12 protein-coding genes are annotated in these 18,650 nt (G+C 73.2%); 3 read left to right on the forward strand and 9 right to left on the reverse strand.

Annotated features, from left to right (window positions below):
* Positions 1-157 precede the first annotated feature (157 nt).
* The 8 genes from AC4H2G_RS03300 to AC4H2G_RS03335 all read right to left on the reverse strand — a co-directional run bounded on the left by AC4H2G_RS03300 (position 158) and on the right by AC4H2G_RS03335 (position 12,926).
* The gene (locus AC4H2G_RS03300; protein ID WP_494364327.1) at positions 158-5,578 is read right to left on the reverse strand and encodes a GH92 family glycosyl hydrolase; all 5,421 of its coding nucleotides are present in this window, start codon (positions 5,576-5,578) and stop codon (positions 158-160) included.
* Between the two features lie 174 nt (positions 5,579-5,752).
* Positions 5,753-6,952, reverse strand: coding sequence for an OmpA family protein (locus AC4H2G_RS03305; protein ID WP_494364328.1), 1,200 nt, complete (start codon positions 6,950-6,952; stop codon positions 5,753-5,755).
* Entirely contained in the window at positions 6,934-7,527 is a 594-nt protein-coding gene (locus tag AC4H2G_RS03310; RefSeq protein ID WP_494364329.1) for a hypothetical protein, read from the reverse strand. The genes AC4H2G_RS03305 and AC4H2G_RS03310 overlap by 19 nt, the downstream gene beginning before the upstream one ends.
* Positions 7,528-7,562: 35 nt before the next feature.
* The gene (locus AC4H2G_RS03315) at positions 7,563-8,681 is read right to left on the reverse strand and encodes a LacI family DNA-binding transcriptional regulator (protein WP_494364330.1); all 1,119 of its coding nucleotides are present in this window, start codon (positions 8,679-8,681) and stop codon (positions 7,563-7,565) included.
* 3 nt (positions 8,682-8,684) lie between these two features.
* Positions 8,685-9,905: a sugar ABC transporter permease gene (locus AC4H2G_RS03320; protein WP_494364331.1), complete on the reverse strand. Its 1,221-nt coding sequence runs from the start codon at positions 9,903-9,905 to the stop codon at positions 8,685-8,687.
* A complete protein-coding gene (locus AC4H2G_RS03325) occupies positions 9,902-10,654 on the reverse strand; it encodes an ATP-binding cassette domain-containing protein (RefSeq protein ID WP_494364332.1) in 753 nt (250 codons plus the stop codon). The genes AC4H2G_RS03320 and AC4H2G_RS03325 overlap by 4 nt, the downstream gene beginning before the upstream one ends.
* A gap of 23 nt (positions 10,655-10,677) precedes the next feature.
* Positions 10,678-11,811 (reverse strand): substrate-binding domain-containing protein, encoded by a 1,134-nt coding sequence (locus AC4H2G_RS03330; protein WP_494364333.1) that lies wholly within the window; start codon positions 11,809-11,811, stop codon positions 10,678-10,680.
* Positions 11,808-12,926, reverse strand: a complete 1,119-nt coding sequence (locus tag AC4H2G_RS03335) for an ROK family transcriptional regulator (RefSeq protein ID WP_494364334.1) — start codon at positions 12,924-12,926, stop codon at positions 11,808-11,810. The genes AC4H2G_RS03330 and AC4H2G_RS03335 overlap by 4 nt, the downstream gene beginning before the upstream one ends.
* Positions 12,927-13,196: 270 nt before the next feature.
* Between AC4H2G_RS03335 and AC4H2G_RS03340 the strand changes: the two genes are divergently transcribed.
* Positions 13,197-14,483 (forward strand): ABC transporter substrate-binding protein, encoded by a 1,287-nt coding sequence (locus AC4H2G_RS03340; protein WP_494364335.1) that lies wholly within the window; start codon positions 13,197-13,199, stop codon positions 14,481-14,483.
* Positions 14,484-14,500: 17 nt separating this feature from the next.
* Here the strand turns inward: AC4H2G_RS03340 and AC4H2G_RS03345 are convergent, their stop codons facing one another.
* On the reverse strand, positions 14,501-15,352 hold the full coding sequence (locus AC4H2G_RS03345; RefSeq protein WP_494364336.1) for a GntR family transcriptional regulator: 852 nt from the start codon (positions 15,350-15,352) through the stop codon (positions 14,501-14,503).
* A 355-nt stretch (positions 15,353-15,707) separates the two neighbouring features.
* Here AC4H2G_RS03345 and AC4H2G_RS03350 point away from each other — a divergent pair, with 355 nt between their 5' ends.
* Both AC4H2G_RS03350 and AC4H2G_RS03355 read left to right on the forward strand, forming a co-directional pair.
* The gene (locus AC4H2G_RS03350; protein ID WP_494364337.1) at positions 15,708-17,132 is read left to right on the forward strand and encodes a cellulose binding domain-containing protein; all 1,425 of its coding nucleotides are present in this window, start codon (positions 15,708-15,710) and stop codon (positions 17,130-17,132) included.
* A 129-nt stretch (positions 17,133-17,261) separates the two neighbouring features.
* Positions 17,262-18,524, forward strand: coding sequence for an extracellular solute-binding protein (locus AC4H2G_RS03355; protein ID WP_494364338.1), 1,263 nt, complete (start codon positions 17,262-17,264; stop codon positions 18,522-18,524).
* Positions 18,525-18,650 lie beyond the last annotated feature (126 nt).

Raw genomic sequence — 18,650 nt, forward strand, 5'->3', positions numbered from 1 at the left:
GCGGAGGTGGGCGACGCCTGCGCCCGGAATCCCTCCGGTACGGCGCGGTGCCCCGGGACGATCATCCCGGGGCACCGACGGTGGTGCGTGCCCGCCTCACGACCTGGACCGTCCGAGGACTACGTCCGCGGGGTGCGGCGGGCTTCCTGCTTCGAGGCTAGCCGCAGCTGATCGCGTCGTAGCCGGCCTCGATGGTCGTGGTCACCTCCTCGTCGCCCGAGCCGCGGACGGCCTCGACCGTCACGGTCCCGGCGTCCACGGACGGCGCGCGGACGGCGAACGACTGGTACGCCGCCTTGCCCGGCTGGACCGCCCCGAACTCCTTGGTGCCGAACGGCGTGACGAGCCGGACCGCGAGCGGGGCGTCCTCGCCGTTGACGGCGCGGACGGCGACGTAGGCCTTGCCCGCGACGCACCGCGTGCTCGCGGCGACCTCGACGTCGAGCGTCGGGGCGGCGTCGGTCACGGTCACGGGGACCTCGACCACGCTGCTCGTCCACCCGTCGTCGACCACGACGTACGCGGTGTAGGTCCCGGCCTCGGCATACGCGTGCGCGCCGCTGACCTGACCGTCGGCCACGGTGCCGGCCGTGACGTCGGACCCGTCGCCCCACGTGATCGCGGCGCGGAGCTCCGCGCCCTCGCGCCCGCCGGTGACGGCCGCCAGGACGGTGCCGGTCTCCTGCCCGACGGCGAGGCTCACGCCCTCCGCCGCCGTCACCTCGAGAGCGGGCTGCTCCGCGAAGGTCCCGTCGTGCGCGAACGCGACCACGTGGATGCGGCCGTCGCGCTCGAGCACGCCCGGCTGGTCCGGGAGCGTGATGCTCACGGGCCGCTTGCCCTCGGGCAGCGTGATCGGCGCCGTCGCGAAGAACGCGGCGGGCGTCCCGGTCTGCGGGCTGCCGCCGCGCAGACGGCTGTCCGTCACGGCCACGGGGATGTTCCCGAACACGGGGTTGCGGGCCGCGCCCGACCAGTCGCCGAAGCTCAGGTCGATCGCCTGGGTCGAGCCGTCGTCGAACGTCAGCGTGCCCGAGGCCTGCTGGTTCTTCTCCGTGCCCGTGCCGATCACCGAGAGATGCTCCGCGTCCGCGGGGACGTCGAGCTCGATCGTCTGGCCGTCACCCGTGGCGTTGTCCGGCTCGCCCGCGGGGACCGCGGGCACGTCGAACTGGAGGTCGGTGCCGGGGACGGCGCTGCGCTCGCCCTGGACGAAGCCCTTGGCCGCGAGCTGCGTGCGGTCGAAGAACACGCCCTGGCCGTCGCACGAGCCGAGGGTCGTGCCCGGGTCGCCGATGCACACGTTGTCGTACGCACCGAGGAGCGAGCCCTCGCGCAGCAGCGCGACGGTGACGTACGACGTCGCCGCGACGGGCTCCCCGCCCTCCGGCGTCACGGTGACCGTCACCGGGTAGACGCCCGGAGCGGTCCACGTGTGCGCGGCCTGCACCGACCACGACCCGAACGCGCCCTGGGCGAGCGTCGCCGCGACGGGCTCGGAGCCGTCGCCGAACGCGACCGAGACCTCGAGCCCCTCGGTGCCGTCGACGCCCGTGAGCGTGGCGAACGTCCCGGTGACCTCACGACCCGTGACCGCGTCGCGATCTGGCGCGGCGTTGAGCGTGAGCTCGGTCGCCCCGGAGTCGGACGGATCGGCGAGCAGCTCGACCTCGGCGAGCGAGAGCGAACCCTCCCCGGCAGACGCCGTGACGACGACCCGGTAGTGCGCGTACGCGCCCGGCTCGGCGACCGTGAACGGACGGGTCTGCAGCGCCCAGCGGAACTGCTCGCCCGAGCGCTCGTCGAGCGTCGTCCACGTCTCGCCGTCGTCGGAGCCTTCGAGGGTCCACGCGGACGGCGACGCCGTCCCGCTCGCTCCCGAGGTCAGCGTGTACGTGCCGACCGTCGGCCAGATGCCGTTGCCCGACCACGTGACGGTCGGGGTGGTGCCGGCGAACGTCGTGCGCGTCGCCGACGTGTCGTCCACGAGCGAGGCGGCGCTCGTCGAGGCGTCGCCGTCGGTGACCGTCGTCGTGCCGAGGCCCGACGCCGTGGCGTCCTTCACCGGCTCCGGCGCCTCGTCGCCCTCGGTGAGCGACGGCGGTGCGTCGTCCTCACCCGTCCCCCACGCGGACGGCTCCGGACCCATGACGAAGTTGAGCATCGCGCCGCCCGTCAGGTCGGCCTGCGAGAGCGACGTCGAGGTGCGCGCCTCGCCGTCGACCGCGAGCGACTGCACGTAGACGTTGTCGACCGAGTTGTTCTCGGCGTTCACCACGAGGTCGCCGCCGGGCAGGTGCACGGTGGCCTTGTCGAAGAGCGGCGAGCCGACCGCGTACTGGTCGGAGCCGACCTGGAGCGGGTAGAAGCCGAGCGAGGCGAAGATCCACCACGACGACATCTCGCCGTTGTCCTCGTCGCCCGGGTAGCCCTGGCCGATCTCGCTGCCCACGAACAGGCGGCGCGTGACCTCGCGGACCTTTTCCTGCGTCTTGTGCGGGGCGCCCGCGGCGTCGTACAGCCACGGGATGTGGTGGGACACCTGGTTGCTCATGCCCCACATGCCCATGCGGATGTCGCGCGCCTCGCGCTGCTCGTGGATGCCGCCGTTGCCCGCGCCCTGCTCCGGGGTGGAGAAGAACTCGTCCAGCTTGTCCTCCAGGCCCTGCTTGCCGCCGTAGAGGTTGGCCAGACCCTGCGGGTCCTGCGGGGCGTGGAACGCGAAGTTCCACCCGCTCGTCTCCGTGTAGCCGCCGCCCCAGGCCTCGGGGTCGTACGTCTCGGGGTCGACCGCGAACTCGCCGTCCGCGTGGCGCGGGACGAAGAAGTCGACCTCGGGGTCGAACAGCTCGACGTAGTGCGTCGCGCGCTCGAGGTAGTACGCGGACTCCTCGCGCAGCGTCTCGCGACGCTCGTCCGGCGTGGCCGGGTCCTCGGCGAGGGCCGCGGCCATGTTGCCGATGCCGAAGTCGTTGATCAGGCCCTCCAGGCCCCACGACACGGACTCGTGCGTGGACTCCGGCGTGAACCCGAGGAACGGCGACGTCTGCAGGCCCTTGCGGCCCACGGCGTTGCTCGGCGGGGAGACGGACGCGTTCTTCACCGCGGCGTCGTACGCCTCGAGCGCGACGTCGGTCGGCAGCGCCCCCTTGAGGTAGGCGTCCGCGAACGCGACGTCCGAGCTCGTGCCGGTCATGAGGTCCGCGTAGCCCGGCGAGGACCACCGGGCGATCCAGCCGCCGTCGCGGTACTGCTCGACGAAGCCGTCGACCAGCTCGCCCGCGAGCTCCGGGTACAGGAGCGAGTACGCCGGCCAGGCCGTGCGGTACGTGTCCCAGAACCCGTTGTTGACGTAGATCTTGCCGTCGACGACCTTGGCGTTGGTCGTCGTGTCGGTCGCGGCCCCCTGGGTCGGGGACACCGGGCTCGCGTACCGGTACTCGGGCGCCTCGACGGTGCCCGTGTTCTCGAACTGCGAGTTCGGGTACAGGTTGAGTCGGTAGAGGTTGGAGTACAGCGTGACGAGCTGGTCCTCGCTCGCACCCTCGACCTCGATCACCTCGAGGCGGTCGTTCCAGGCGTCGGTCGCCGCGGCCTTGACCTCGGTGAACGACCTCCCCTCGACCTCCTGCGCGAGGTTCTTGCGCGCCTGGTCGAGGCCGATGAACGACGTGGCGACGCGCAGCTCGACGGTGTCGTCGGACGACGTGTCGAACGTCGCGTAGCGCGCGTCGGCGCGGTTCCCCGCGGCACTGCCGACCGCCGTCGGACTACGGTCGAAGGTGCCGGCGACGAACATGCGGGAGCGGCCCACGGACAGGCCCGAACCGTTCTCGACCCAGCCGGACAGCGTGCCCGTGGCCTGGTCGAACGTGAGCTTCGAGGTGCCGTCGACCTTGTCGACCAGCACGTGCCCGACGTCGCCCGGGTACGTGAAGCGCAGCACCGCGGCGTGGTCCGCGGGAGCCACCTCGAGAGCGCTGTCGTTGGTGAACGTCACGCCGTAGTAGTCCGGCCGCGCCGTCTCGTCGTCGTGGTCGAACTCGAGGCCGCGCTGCGCGAGCGTGCCGGTCGGCGCGCCCGTCGCGGGCCCGACGGCGGGCAGGAACGCGAGCTGGTTGCGGTCACCCATCCACGGGCTCGGCTCGTGCGAGATGCCGAGACCCTGGAGGACCGGCTTGTTGTTCGCGTTGTTGGCCTTCTGGTACTCGTACAGCCAGCTCTGCGACGACGCGTTGGTCATCGGCACCCAGAAGTTGAACCCGTTCGGGACCGCGGCGGCGGGGATGTTGTTGCCGCGCGAGAAGCTGCCGCTCGACAGCGTGCCGCGGCGCGTGTCCACGTAGTTGGCGAGGCTCGAGCCGTCGACCGTCTCCGGCTGCGCCGTGAGCGCGACGTCGTCGAGCCAGCCCGCGAACCGCGTGCCGGAAGCGCCGCCCGGGTTGTCGTAGCCGAGGAGCACCTGGTCGACGGTCTTGCCCTCGGCCACCTCGCCGACGTCGACGCGCACGGAGTTCCACTGGTCGGCGTAGAGGATCTTGCCCTCGCCCTGGGCGCGCGCCGTCGCGACGGTCTCGTGGGCGTCGCGCGCCTCGAGGTCGGACAGGTACGTGCCGTCGGTGAAGAGCAGGTCGACCGCTGCGTACGTCGACGGGTACTGCAGGTCGTCGAGCAGCTCGGGGAAGATCGTGTAGCTGAGGCGCGTGTCCTCGCCGACAGCGACGTCGACGTCGTCGTAGAGGACGTTCGTCGCGTTCGCCGGGCCGTCCGCGAGGTGCGAGCCGTCGTAGCGCAGCGACGCGAGGCCGGTGAAGCCGACGCCCGCCTTGTTGGTGAAGTTCACCCGGGGGCCGGTCCCGACCTTCGTGGTCATGGGGGCGGCGCTCGGGCCCGCGCCGAGGTCCGCCGAGAGGTCCCAGCCGGCGAGCTGGACGATGCCGTCGCCGGAGTTCGCCGTGACGTTGAGCCGCAGGTGGGTGTACGCCGCGGTCGGCGCGTCGAGCTCGAACACCCGCTGCTGCTGGCGCTCCGGGAAGTCCTCCTCCGCGCGTTGGTCGAGCGGCGTCCACGTCGAGCCGTCGTTCGATCCCTCGATCGTCCACGACTTGGGGTCACGACCCGCGGCGTCGTCGGCCGACGTCAGGGCGTACGCGCCGAACGAGACGGGCTCGGTGAACTCGTAGGTGACCCAGCCGGTCGAGGCGAACGCGAGCCACTTCGTGCCCGAGCTGCCGTCGGCGAGGTTCGCCGCGGCCTCGTTGGGCAGGTTCTGCGCGCTGGCCGTGACGGTCTCGATCTTCCCGAGCACGCTGCCCGGCAGGCCGCTCGTGAAGGAGCCGATGTTGGCCTGCCAGGGAGCGCCGTCGCGCTCCGCCACGGTGGTGGCGAGCGGCGCGGCGTCGCCCTGCTCGAACGACGACGCGAAGTCGCCGGGCTCGGCGGCCGCGGCAGGCAGGGCCGTCGCGACGCCCAGCGGGACGGCGAGAGGGACGGCCAGGGCGGCGGCGATCGCGATCCCGAGGAGTCTCGACCTGCCGGCGGGTCGGTGCGCGGCGCCTGCGCGGCGGAGTGGGGTCATGACGAGCGATCTCCTTCGATCGACAGCGCTGTCAGTCTGAGCGGGTGCCCCTGACAGCGCGCAGGGGGTAGCGCTGTCAGGGGCAGGCCGAACCTATGCGCCCGGGAGCACCGGTGTCAACGGACGACCGGGAGCGCGGCCCAGGTCGTCCCGGTGGCCGTCGTCGTCCCGCGCTCAGTCCCAGTGGACCGGGACGTCCTCGAACGTGGGCCACGTCGGGAGGACCGACACGTACAGCGTGGAGAGCGACTCCTCGACCGGCCGCGGCAGGTACACCTCGTACCGCACCGTCCCGCCCACCGCCGTGCTCGCGCCGAACTGGTCGGTCTCGAGCTCGAGGCCGCGGCTGGACACCGGCTCGTAGGACACGAGCCGGTACGGGTCCACCGCCCGCGGGTGGAGCTCGCCCGCGGTCAGGTCGTAGACGGTGATCCGGTCCTCGTCGCCGCCGACCGGACCGAGGGGCGTGAGCTGCAGCCGCAGCCGCATCACCGAGCCCCGCACGACGATCGGCTCGACACCGACGCGGACCCGCTCCTCACCGCCGTCCTCCGACGGGACCGTCACGACCTCCTCCGCGACCGTCTCCGTGTCCTCGACGAGCTCGACGCGCGGGCCGTCCCCGGCGACGAACGGTGCCGTGACCGGCTCGAGGTCCTGCTCCTCGCGCTCCAGCGTCGAACCCCCCGCCGTCGTGCCCGAGTAGCGCAGCTCGACACGGCGGTTCTGCGCGCGTGCGTTCCCGAGGTCGTCGCCGCTCTCCGCCACCTTGAGCCGGGACTCGCCGAACCCCTCCGCGGCGAAGGTCACGTCGGGCCGCTCGGCGGCCGCGGCGTCGGCGACCGCCTGCGCGCGCCGCAGCGACAGGTCCTGGTTCGCGCCCTCCTCCCCCACCGAGTCGGTGTGGCCCACGACGTCCGCGACCACGTCCGGGGGCAGCTCGCTCGCCACCTCGCGCACGCGCTCGACCGCGGCCTCGGAGAGCTCGGCGGAGTCGACGTCGAACAGCACGTCCGTCTCGAGCGTGACGACGACCTCCTCCTCGACCACCTCGACGTACTCGAAGGACGTCACCGCGCCCTCGAGCTCGAACGTCCTCGCGACGCCCGGGTCGAAGCGCGTCACGGCCTGGTCGAGCAGCTCGCGCGACGGCGGTCCGCCGAGGTCCTCGACCGCGACCGGGTCGACGCCGGGCAGGGACGCGGTCTCGTCGGTCGCCCCGCCCTCGGTAGCCCCGCCCTCGGTCGACCCGGCCGCGGTCGTGGAGGCCGCTGCCGGGGCGAGCGACGCCGCAGCCACGAGCCCGGCGGCGACCGTCGCGGCGAGCGCGGAACCGGCGGCCCGGCGTCGGCGCGTCACTCGCTCGCCTCCCACGTCACCGGCACGTCCTCGAAGGCCGGCCACGCGTCGTGCAGCCGGACGTCGACGGTGTCGGAATCGCCCTCGGGCCGCGGGAACCACGCCTGGTAGAGCAGGGGGTGGCCGTTGGCCGACTGCGCGTACACGACGTCCGTGGCCATGTCCTTGCCCGGCGCGGAGACGACGTCGTACCGCGTCAGCGAGCCGACGTCGAGCAGCCACGGGTCGTGGTGGCCGCCGAGCATGTCGTACACCGAGTGCTCCTCGGGCCGGTCCGGGTCGTCCTCCGCGAAGTGCGGGGTGAGGACGACCCGCAGCTCGACCGTCGAGCCCTCGGCGACGAGCGACACGAGACCGACCGTCACCTCGTCCTCGGCCGATCCGGGCACGGGCAGCCGCGTCTCGAGGATCGGCTCGTGCTCGGTCGCGCCGACGACGACCGGGGTCGGCGTCTCGGCCGCGTCGTCGCCCGAGCACCCTCCGAGCGCGAGCCCCAGGACGACGGCCGCCGCCACGGCGACCGTCCGACGGCCGAGGTGGCCCCCCGGCAGGACGGCGGGCTGCGGACGGTGGCGTCGTGGGCTCGTCATGGCCCGGAGGGTAGCGGATCGGCCGGACGGGACGGTCAGCCGTCCGACCCCGGGGCCGCGACCTCCCCCGTCCCGCGCACGACGAGCCGCGTCGGCACGACGACGAGCCGCGGCGGGAGGTCCGGGTTCTCCGAGCGGGACACGGCGAGCGCGGCGGCCTTGCGACCCATCTCCACGACGTCGTACCCGACGACGGTCACGTCGAGCAGGTCCGCGAGCGCGAAGTCGTCGAAGCCCACGAGCGCGACGGGTGCCGCGCCGGCACCCCCGGCACGGTCGCCGGCACCCCCGGCATGGTCGCGCAGAGCCTGGAGCGCACCCACGGTGATCTTGTTGTTCGCCGTGAGCAGCGCGGTCGGCGGCTCGGGAAGCGCGAGGAGCTCGGTGACGAACGCGCGGGCCAGGTCGGCGTCGTGCGCGCCGTCGCGCACGTAGCGGTGCGGCGACTCGACCCCCGCGCCGCGCAGGGTCGCGACGAACTCGTCGCGACGCTCCTGGAACGTCCACAGCCTCGACTCGTCGCCGACGAGCGCGATGCGCCGGTGGCCGTGCGCGAGGAGGTGCGTCACGGCGTCGCGCATCCCGCCGCGGTTGTCGATGACCACGGTGTCGGCCTCGACCCCCTGGGCCGGGCGGTCGACGAAGACGACGGGGAGGCCGCCGTCGAGCTCGCGCTGCAGGGCGGAGTGGTCCGTGGCCGTGGGGGTCACGACGAGCGCCCCGACGCGCCGCTCGACGAGCGCCTCCGTGAGCGAGCGCTCGCGTTCCGGGTCCTCGTCGGAGCTCGTCGTGATGAGCTGGAGGCCGTGGTGGCGCAGCTCGCGCTCGATGCCGCTCGCGAGGGCGGAGTAGAAGGGGTTGGCGAGATCGCCCGTGACGAACCCGACGAGGCGCGACGAACCGCCGCGGGCCAGGTCCGCCGCCACCGCGTTGCGCCGGAACCCGAGCCGCTGGGCCGCCTCCTGCACCTTCTCGCGCGTGGGCGCAGCCACGTTGGGCTCCTCGTTGAGGACGCGCGAGGCCGTCTTGAGGCTCACGCCCGCGAGCTCGGCGACGGCGGCGAGCGTCGGGCGCCGACCGCCGCGCGCACCGGGCGCGCGCCTCTCGCCCCGCGACGTCGTCGCGGCCGCTCCGGATTCCCCCTGCAGCACCATCGTCTAGACCTCTCGTCGACCGCGGATGAGCATGTCGACGACGATAGCGAGCAGCAGGACCGCTCCCGTCACGATGTACCGCGTGGCCGTGTCGAGGTTGAGCAGCGTGAGGCCGTTCGCGATCGACTGGATGACGAGCACGCCGAGCAGCGCCGACCACGCGCTGCCGCGCCCGCCGAACAGGCTCGTGCCGCCGATGACGGCCGCCGCGATCGCCGTGAGGTACGTGTCCGCGCCGCCCGTGCCCTGGTTGGCGGCGGCGAGCCGGCCGGCCGCGAGGACACCGCCGAGCGCCGCGAACGTGGAGCACGCGACGAAGCACGACACGACCGTGCGGCGCACCGCGACGCCGGCGAGCAGCGCCGAGCGCCGGTCCCCGCCGACGGCGCGCACCGACCGCCCCCAGCGCGTGCGCCGCAGCAGGACGTCGACCACGACGACCAGCGCGACGAACAGCACGACCGTGTACCCGACCCCGCGCGCCGTGCCGAGGTACGCGACCGTCACCGCGAGCACGACGGCGAGGATCCCGGTCCGTACCGCGATGCGCGCCACCCCGGGCGCCGGGAGCTCCGCGCGCACGTGGCGCGCGTGGTCGACGACCTGGACCGCGAGGTACCCCGCGACGACCACCGCCACGAGCACCCAGGCGACGCCCTGCGGCAGGAACCCCTGCTGGACGGTCCGCACGAGCCACGACTCGAACGGGAGGTTGATGGACCCGTTCGGCCCGAGCACCCGCAGCTGGACGCCCGCGAGGATCAGCAGCCCGGCCAGCGTGAAGACGAACGACGGCAGCCCGAGGCGCGTCGACAGCGCCCCGTAGCCGAGCCCGACGACGACGCCCACCGCGAGCGCCGCGAGGATCGCCAGCGCGACGGGCCACCCGAGGCTCACGGTCCCGACGGCGAGCACCGCCGCGGCGAGGCCGCTCACCGATCCGACGGAGAGATCGATCTGGCCCACGAGCAGCACGAGCACGACCCCGAGCGCGATCACACCGGTCGGCACGCTCTGGAGCGTGAGGTTGACGAGGTTCTCGGCGGACAGGAACGCCGGGTTGATCACGCCGAGCACGGTCCAGATGAGCAGGAGGGCGCCGACGATCGGGAGCATGCCCAGGTGCGCGCCCCGGACGCGCTGCACGACGGACCCCGAGAGCGTGCCGTGCCGGTCGGTGGCGCGGTCGAGGGGGACGCCCGTCGCGGGGCCGGGGACGCTCATCGCCGCACCTCCCTCGGGCCGCCCGCGCGACCGGGACGCACGGCCCCGGTCATCGCGGCGAGCAGGTCCTCGTACGACGTGTCGCCCGCGAACTCGCCGTGCACGCGCCCGAGGCGCAGCACGAGGATGCGGTCGGCGACGGCCTGCAGCTCACCCGCCTGGTGGCTCACGAGCACGACGGCGTGACCGCGCTCGCGCAGCTTCTCGATGAGGTTGAGGACCTCGGCGGTCTGGCGCACGCCGAGCGAGGCCGTCGGCTCGTCGAGGACGAGCACGCGCGGGGCGCCGAGGAGGGCGCGCGCGACGGCGACGACCTGGCGCTGCCCGCCGGACAGCGCCCGCACGGGGAGCCGCACGGACGGCACGGTCGCCGCGAGCTGGTCGAGCAGCCCCCACGCCTCGCGCTCCATCGCGACCTCGTCGAGGAACGGCCCGCGGACCGTCTCCTGCCCGAGGAAGAGGTTCTCGACGACGTCGAGGTCGTCGACGAGCGCGAGCTCCTGGAAGACGGCGGCGATCCCGAGCTGGCGCGCGACCTTCGGCGACGAGAGGGCGACGGGCCCGCCGTCGAGCAGGACCTGCCCCGCGTCCGGGCGGAACGCGCCGGCGACGACGCCCGCCAGCGTGGACTTCCCGGCGCCGTTGTCCCCCACGACGGCGAGGACCTCGTGCTCGTGCACGTCGACGTCCACGTCGACGAGGGCGCGCACGCCGCCGAAGCTCTTCGACACCCCGCGCAGGGACAGCACGGGCCTCCGCTCACCCGGCCCGCTCACGGCGTCGCCTCCAGGAGTCCGGCGTCGACGCACGCGTCGACGTAGTAGGGCGTGCAGATCTCGTCCACGGTGTGCACGCCGCCGTCGACGATCACCCGCTGGACGTCGTCGACCGCGACCGCGCGCGGTGCGAGCAGGAGGCTCGGCACGCCGTCGATGACCGCCGTCGCGCTCGGGTCCTCGCCGCGCAGCACCCGCACGGCGAGCTCTGCCGCTGTGCGGGCCTGCTGCGCGGTCGCCTTGTAGACGGTCATGTACTGGTCCCCCGAGACGATGCGCTGGATCGCCGCGAGCTCGCCGTCCTGCCCGGTCGTGGGCGGGACGGGGTCGAGGCCCGCCGCCTTCATCGCGGCGATCGCGCCGCCCGCGACGCCGTCGCTCGCGGCGAGCACACCGTCGACACGGCCCGCGTGCTGGGTGAGCTGGCCCTCGACCCACTCGTTCGCCTTGTCGGGGCTCCAGTCAGGGGTCTCGTACTCGGCGAGCACGTCGATGTCCTCTCCGTCGAAGGCGCGGCGGGTCCCGGCCGCGTACTCCGCGGCGTTCGGGTCGGTGGGCGATCCCTGCACGAGCAGGACACCCGGCCGCCGGCCGTCCGACGGCGGGTGCTGCTCCGCGCTCGCGAGGACCCTGTCGGCGAGCGCCACACCCTGGAGGTACCCGATGAGCTCGTTGTCGAACGAGACGTAGTAGTCAGCGTCGGCGACGAAGCGATCGTAGGCGATCACCGGGACCCCGAGGCGCCGGGCCTGCGCGACGATGCTGACGGCAGCGACGGAGTCGACCGCGTCGAGCACGAGCACGTCGGCGCCGCGCGCGAGCATCGACTCGGCCTGCAGCTGCTGGTTCGCCGCGTCCTGCGCGGCGTTGGCGTACAGCAGCTCGCACGTGGGGCACCGCTGCTCGACCACGGACACGAACGTCGGCCGGTCGGTGGTCTCGTACCGGGCCGTCTTCGCCTCGGGCAGCAGCAGCCCGACCGTCCCCTCGCGGGCGCCCGCCTGCTCCACCCCCTGGTCGACGGCGCAGCCCGCGCCGAGCGCGACCGTCACCGCGGCGACCACGGCGAGCAGGCGGGCCCGGCCCAAGAAGGTCGTGCAGGCGGTGCGCGTTGTCGTGCGGCGACTCATCCGCCCACCCCCAGCGCACCGCTGACGCGAACCGTGTCGAGCGCGACCGCGAGCGCGCCGCGGACCTCGGCCGCCGAGCCCAGAGCGGACGCGACGACCTCGACGGGCCCGGCCACGCTGGGCACGGTGCGCTGCTCCAGGACGGTGCGCAGCGGGCCGAGCAGGATCTCGCCCGCCTCGGCGAGCTGTCCCCCGACGACGACGATCTCGGGGTCGACGAGGTTGCACAGGTTGGCGGCGGCCACGCCGAGGTGCTGACCGGCGTCGAACAGGACGCGGCGGCACCCCGGGTCGCCCTCGCGGGCACGCGCGATGACGTCGCGCAGGGTGAGGTGCCCGCGGCTCTCCGAGAGCATGCCGAGCAGCACGTTCGCCCCGACGAACATCTCGAGGCAGCCACGGTTGCCGCACCGGCAGACCGGCCCGTTCTCGTCGATCGTCACGTGCCCGATCTCGCCCGCGACGCCGCCGCGTCCGTGCACGAGGCGGCCGCCGAGCACCAGTCCCCCGCCCACGCCGTGCGACACGCGCAGGTAGGCGACGGCGTCGTGACCCACGGCCGCACCGAACCGGGTCTCGGCGAGCGCGCCGAGGTTCGCGTCGTTGTCGACGGTCACCGGTGCACCGAGCTCGGACTCGAGCAGCTCGGGCACGACGACGCCGTCCCAGCCGCGCAGCATCCCCACGGTCGCGATGCGCCCGGTGCGCACGTCCACGGGCGCCGGGACCCCGACGCCGACGGCGAGGAGCTCGCCGGGAGCCGCGTCGACGGACGCGATCATCTCTTCGACGAGCATCGCCGCGCGCTGGAGTCCCGTGTCGGCACGATGGTCGGGCGCGAGGGGCATGCGCTGGTCGGCGAGGACGCGCATCGAGGCGTCGGCGAGCGCGACGCGCAGCGAGCGCGTGCCGAAGTGGACGCCGGCGACGAGCCCGAGGTTCCGCGCGAGCGTGACCTGCAGCGCGCGCCGTCCGCTGCGCGTCGACGGCGACGTGTGCAGGACGCCCGCCCCGGTGAGCTCCTTGACGATGTTGGAGACGGTGGCCGGGGACAGGCCGGTGACACCGGCCAGCTCGATCTGCGTGAGGGAGCCACGCTGCTGGACGGCGCTCACGATCCTGGCTCGGTTGGCCTCACGCAGTGAAGTCTGCGAGCCCGGGGTCACCCGGTCAGCGCGCACGACGGTCAGGATACCGTCGGTGCTCCACGACCTCGGATGACGCGGGATCTGGGCGACCGACGGACGGCTCACCTCCCCCTTTGACAGCACGGCGGCGTACGCCGTTGTATGGGCAGCGGTTCGAGGGCAGGCCGGTGCGCCCGGCCGCGTGCGAGACGATCGCGGAGCCGGTCCCCCGACCGGAGAGGGCGGAGGGAGATCACGATGCGCACGAATCGCAGGAGCGCGACGGCGACGACGGCCGCGCTCGTGGCTCTCGCGCTCGCCGCGTGCAGCGGCGGCCCCGGCGAGGTGAGCCCCGCCGACGGCGGAGGCCCCGACGACGACGTCGAGGTCTTCACCTGGTGGGCCGCCGGCTCCGAGAAGGCGGGACTCGACGCACTGGTCGGCGTCTTCGACGAGCAGCACCCGGAGATCGAGTTCTTCAACGGGGCCGTCGCCGGTGGCGCCGGCTCGGCGGCGAAGGACCTCCTCCAGTCCCGCCTCCTGGCGCAGGACCCGCCGGACACGTTCCAGGCGCACGCCGGTGCCGAGCTGCAGGAGTACGTGGACGCTGCGCAGATCGAGGACGTCTCCGCCCTCTACGACGAGCTCGGCCTCGAGGCCGTCATCCCTGCCGAGCTGCTCGACCGCCTCAGGTCCGAGGACGGTGGCATCTACTCCGTCCCGGCGAACGTCCACCGCGCCAACGTGCTGTGGTCCAGCACCACGGTCCTCACGGCCCACGGCATCGACCCGACGACGCGGTACGCCGACCTCGACGCCTGGATGGCCGACCTCGAGAAGCTCGAGGCCGCCGGCGTCACGCCGCTGTCCGTCGCCACGACCTGGACCCAGGTGCACCTGCTCGAGACGGTGCTCCTCGCAGAGCTCGGCGCCGAGCCCTACGACGGGCTGTGGGACGGCTCGACCGACTGGGAGGGCTCCGAGGTCACGGGCGCGCTCGAGAAGTTCGAGACCCTCATGGGCTACACCAACACCGACCGCGACAGGCTCGACTGGCCCGAGGCGACCCAGATGGTGATCGACGGCGACGCCGCGTTCAACGTCATGGGCGACTGGGCCGTCGCGGCGTTCGAGGAGCAGGGCAAGTCGCTCGGCACCGACTTCACCGCGGCTCCCGTCCCGGGCACGGACGGCGTCTTCGACCTCCTCGGCGACTCCTTCACCCTCCCGGTGGACGCGCCGAACCCCGACGGCGCCAGGGCATGGCTCGAGACCGTGGGATCCCTCGACGGCCAGGTCGCGTTCAACAAGGCCAAGGGCTCCATCCCTGCCCGCACCGACGCCGACCCGTCGCAGTTCTCGGCGTACCAGCAGACGGCGATCGAGTCGTTCCGCCGGGACACGATCGTGTCGTCGCTCGCGCACGGTGCCGCTGCACCCGTCGCGACGCTCGACGCGATCTCCGACGCGACGAGCACGTTCACGTCGGGCGGGTCCGACCTCGCGACCTACCAGGCCGAGCTCGCCGCCGCCGCGCAGGGCTGAGGCGTCGATCCTCGGCCTCAGCCCAGGGACTGGACGTCTCCCGTCGTGCGGTAGGCGACGGGCGCCCCGGCGAGGCTCCCGGGCATCCCCGGGTAGTGGGCGCCCGCGGGGCGTGCCTCGCCCGGGCGAGGTCCGTCGGGTGCCGCGGTGTCGAGCGCGAGCCTCGACACGATCCGGTACCTGTCCCCGCGGTAGAGCGAGTGGACGTACTCGACGGGCCGCGCGTCGACGTCGACCGTGAGCCGCTCGAAGACGAGCGCCGCGGAGAACGGCGCGACGCCCATGATGGTCGCCTCCTCCTCGCTCGTCACGGTCGCCTCCATCGACTGGGTCGCCCGGCTGACCCGGACGCCGTAGCGCTCGCGCAGGAGGTCGTAGAGGTCGCCGGACTCGACGTCACGGGCGGCGAGGCCCGGGACGAGGTGCGCGGGGAAGTAGAGGTACTCGATCGCGATCGGCTCGCCGTCCACGAGGGCGAGCCTCGCGACGTGGGTCACCGGGGCGGACGGCGACAGCTTGAGCCGCCGCCCGACGCGCGGGCCGGCGGCGATCGTCGTCAGGTCGAGCACGCGGCTCGACCAGGCGCCCTGCGCGCGCGGGACGTCGGCGACGGCCTCGTGCGAGACGAGCTCCTGGGTGACCTTCTCGCGGGCGACGAACATCCCGCGCCCGTGCTCGCGGATGACCAGGCCGGCGGCGACGAGCTCGTCCACGGCGGAGCGCAGCGTCGGACGCGAGACGCCGAGCTGCTTGCTCAGGTCGCGTTCCGACGGCAGCGGGTGACCGACCGGGCTCGACTCCACGAGCTCGAGGATCCGGTCGCGCACCTGCTCACGCTTGCGCGTCGCGCCGGAACGGATCTCCTCCACCGTGCCTCCTTCTCGGGTTCGCGGCACCCCGTTGACCACTGGTGCACATCGCATCTTAGGCACGTCGCCGAGGACGAGCCACGGCCCGAGACGTGCCGCCCATCGCGAGAACGCTCTCACGACGGGCGGAATCCCGACGATCCGCCGGGCGACACGTGCTCGCCCCGAGGGGATGCCGGCCTGGCCGGCACCCCTTGACGGCCCGACTGGTCCTGTGCCATCTTGGCAAAGGTTGACCACTTGATGTGACCACTGGTACCAGCAAAGACGCTCCACCGTCCGTCACGCACACCGGCCCCGCGCTCGTCCCGGACGCTCCGGCCTGCCCTCTGCACCCCACGAACGGGAGAACACCGTGTCCATCCTGCCCAGACCACGGCGCGCCGGGCGGCGCACCGCCGTCGCCGTCGCCGTCGCGACAGCCGGCCTCCTCGCCACGCTCCTGGCGGCGCCGCCGGCGCTCGCCGTCGACGAGCCCGACGTCGTCGTCGAGTACCGCACGAGCAGCACCTCGTCCACCACGGACCAGGTGGAGCCCTGGCTGCGGATCCGCAACGTCGGCCCGTCCCCCGTCGCGCTCTCCGACCTCACGGTCCGGTACTACTTCACCGCCGACCCGGGCGTCACGCAGTACCGGTTCGCCTGCTCGTGGGCGGTCCGCGGGTGCGGCAACGTCACGGGGACGTTCGGCGAGATCGACGACCCGGAGGCCGAGGCCGACCGGTTCCTCGAGATCGGCTTCGCCGCCGGCGCGGGCTCGTTGGCCCCGGGAGAGCACTCGGGAGACCTGCAGCTGCGGTTCTACCGCGCCGACTGGCAGCGCATCGCGCAGGGCGACGACTGGTCCTTCGACGCGACCCGCACCTCCTACGGCGCGGCGGAGAAGATCACGGCCCGCGCGGGAGGCGACGTCGTGTGGGGGACGGCGCCCGGTGAGGAGGACACCGGCGGACCGGTCGACCCGCCGGACCCGGGGCCCGTCCTCTTCGACGACTTCGCCTACACGGGTCACTCCGACCCCCGCCTCGCCCAGCGTGGGTGGACGGTGAAGTCGGGTGCCGGCGGCCCGGGCGTGCCGGGAGCGACGTGGGCGCCGGAGAACCTGACGTTCCCGGTGGTCGACGGCAACGCGGTGCTCAACCTCGAGACGAGCACCGACGGGACCGCGTCGGGTACGCGCCAGTCCGAGCTGTACCACGAGCAGAAGTTCACGGCCGGGACGTACGCCGCCCGGGTGCACTTCAGCGACGCCCCGCGCTCCGGCCCCGACGGCGACCACATGGTGCAGACGTTCTTCACCATCACCCCGCTCGACGCCCCGATGGACCCGGACTACGGCGAGCTCGACTTCGAGTACCTGCCCAACGGCGGCTGGGGCGAGCCCGCGAACATCCTCTACGCGACGTCGTGGGAGACGTACCGGCCCGAGCCCTGGGAGGCCGTCAACACCCACACCGAGGAGCGAGCGAGCTTCGCCGGGTGGCACGACCTCGTGATCGTGGTGGACCGGTCGGCCATCCGGTACTACCTCGACGGCAGGCTCTTCGCGACGCACGGCCAGCCGTACGTGCCGGAGACGCCGATGTCGATCAACGTCAACCACTGGATCATCTCGGGCGGCCTCGTCGCGAGCAGCACGCCGCGGGCGTACGACCAGAAGGTCGACTACGTGTACTTCGCGCAGGGCCAGAGCCTGACCCCGGCGCAGGTGCAGGCCGAGGTGGCCCGGTACCGCGCCGACGCGGTCGCCCACGTCGACACGGTGCCCGGTCGCTCCTGACGGGTGCCCGACCTCGGCACACCGTGGCCGGATCGTGACCATCGGGCGATTGACCTGCCCGACCCACCATGAAACTGTCCAGTTGGCTTACCAGTGGTCCACTGGATACCCACAACCTGTGAGGTGAACGTGAGGAAGAACCGTTACACCGCCATCGCCCTGGCGGCAGGACTGGCCGCGGCTCTCTCGGCGTGCTCGTCGGGCACCGGCGGAGAGGATCCTTCCGCCGAGGCCGCGACGATCGACGTGTGGCTCATGCGCGACAGCGTGACCGACGCCTTCCTCGAGGAGTTCGTCACGGACTTCGAGGCCGACAACCCGGACATCGACGTCAACGTCCAGATCCAGGAGTGGGACGGGATCGGCCAGCGCGTCGTGTCCGCGATCGCGAGCGACGACGCTCCCGACGTGATCGAGGTCGGCAACACCCAGGTCGCGCAGTACGCCGCGAGCGGCGGCCTCACCGACCTCGGGGACAAGGTCGACGAGCTCGGCGGCGAGGACTGGATCCCCGGCCTCGCCGAGCCGGGACGCGTCGGCGACGCGCAGTACGGCATCCCGTACTACGCCGCCAACCGCGTCGTGGTCTACAACACCGACCTCTTCGAGGCGGCCGGGATCACCGAACCGCCGACCACCCGCGACGAGTGGATCGACACGACGACGACGCTCAACTCCGGCGACGTCCAGGGCATCTACCTGCCGGGACAGAACTGGTACGCCCTCGCCGGGTTCGTGTGGGACGAGGGCGGCGACCTCGCCGTCCAGGAGGGCGAGGTCTGGAAGGGCGCGCTCGACACGCCCGAGGCCCTCGCCGGCATGGACTTCTACGCCCAGCTCCAGGCGCTGGGCAAGGGGCCGAAGGACTCGGACGAGGCCAACCCGCCCCAGGTCGACGTGTTCTCCGCCGGGAACGTCGCGCAGATCATCGCGACGCCCGGCGCCGGACGCCAGATCGTCGAGGCGAACCCCGAGCTCGAGGGCAAGATCGGCTACTTCCCGATCCCGGGCAAGACGGCCGACGAGCCGGGAGCCGTCTTCACCGGCGGGTCCGACCTCGTCATCCCGCTCACCTCGTCGCACCCCGACGAGGCGTACACGTTCGTCGCGGCCCTCGCCGGGGACGAGTGGCAGGAGAAGCTCGCCGTCGCGATGAGCTATGTCCCGAACAAGACGACGCTCGCCGACGTCCTCGCGGACGACCCGGGGGCGGCCGCGATGGCCGAGGGGGCGCGCAACGGTCGAGCGACCCCGAACTCGCCCGAGTGGGCGGCGGTCGAGGCGAACAACCCGATCAAGAACTACATGACCCAGGCCCTCACGGGGGCGGACCAGAAGGACGCCGCGACCGCCGCCTCGGAGGCGATCACCGCAGCCCTCGACGCGGGCTGACCGGCTCCACGAACCGGCGGGAGCGCCGGCCGGGTCCTCTCGGCCTGCCGGCGCTCCCGCCCCTACCCCGTGCCCGACCGGTCGGCGTCCCGCCCGCGACCCGACCGCGAGACCCGCCAGTGCCGC

The sequence above is a fragment of the Cellulosimicrobium sp. BMG9.23 genome (genome assembly GCF_059159985.1).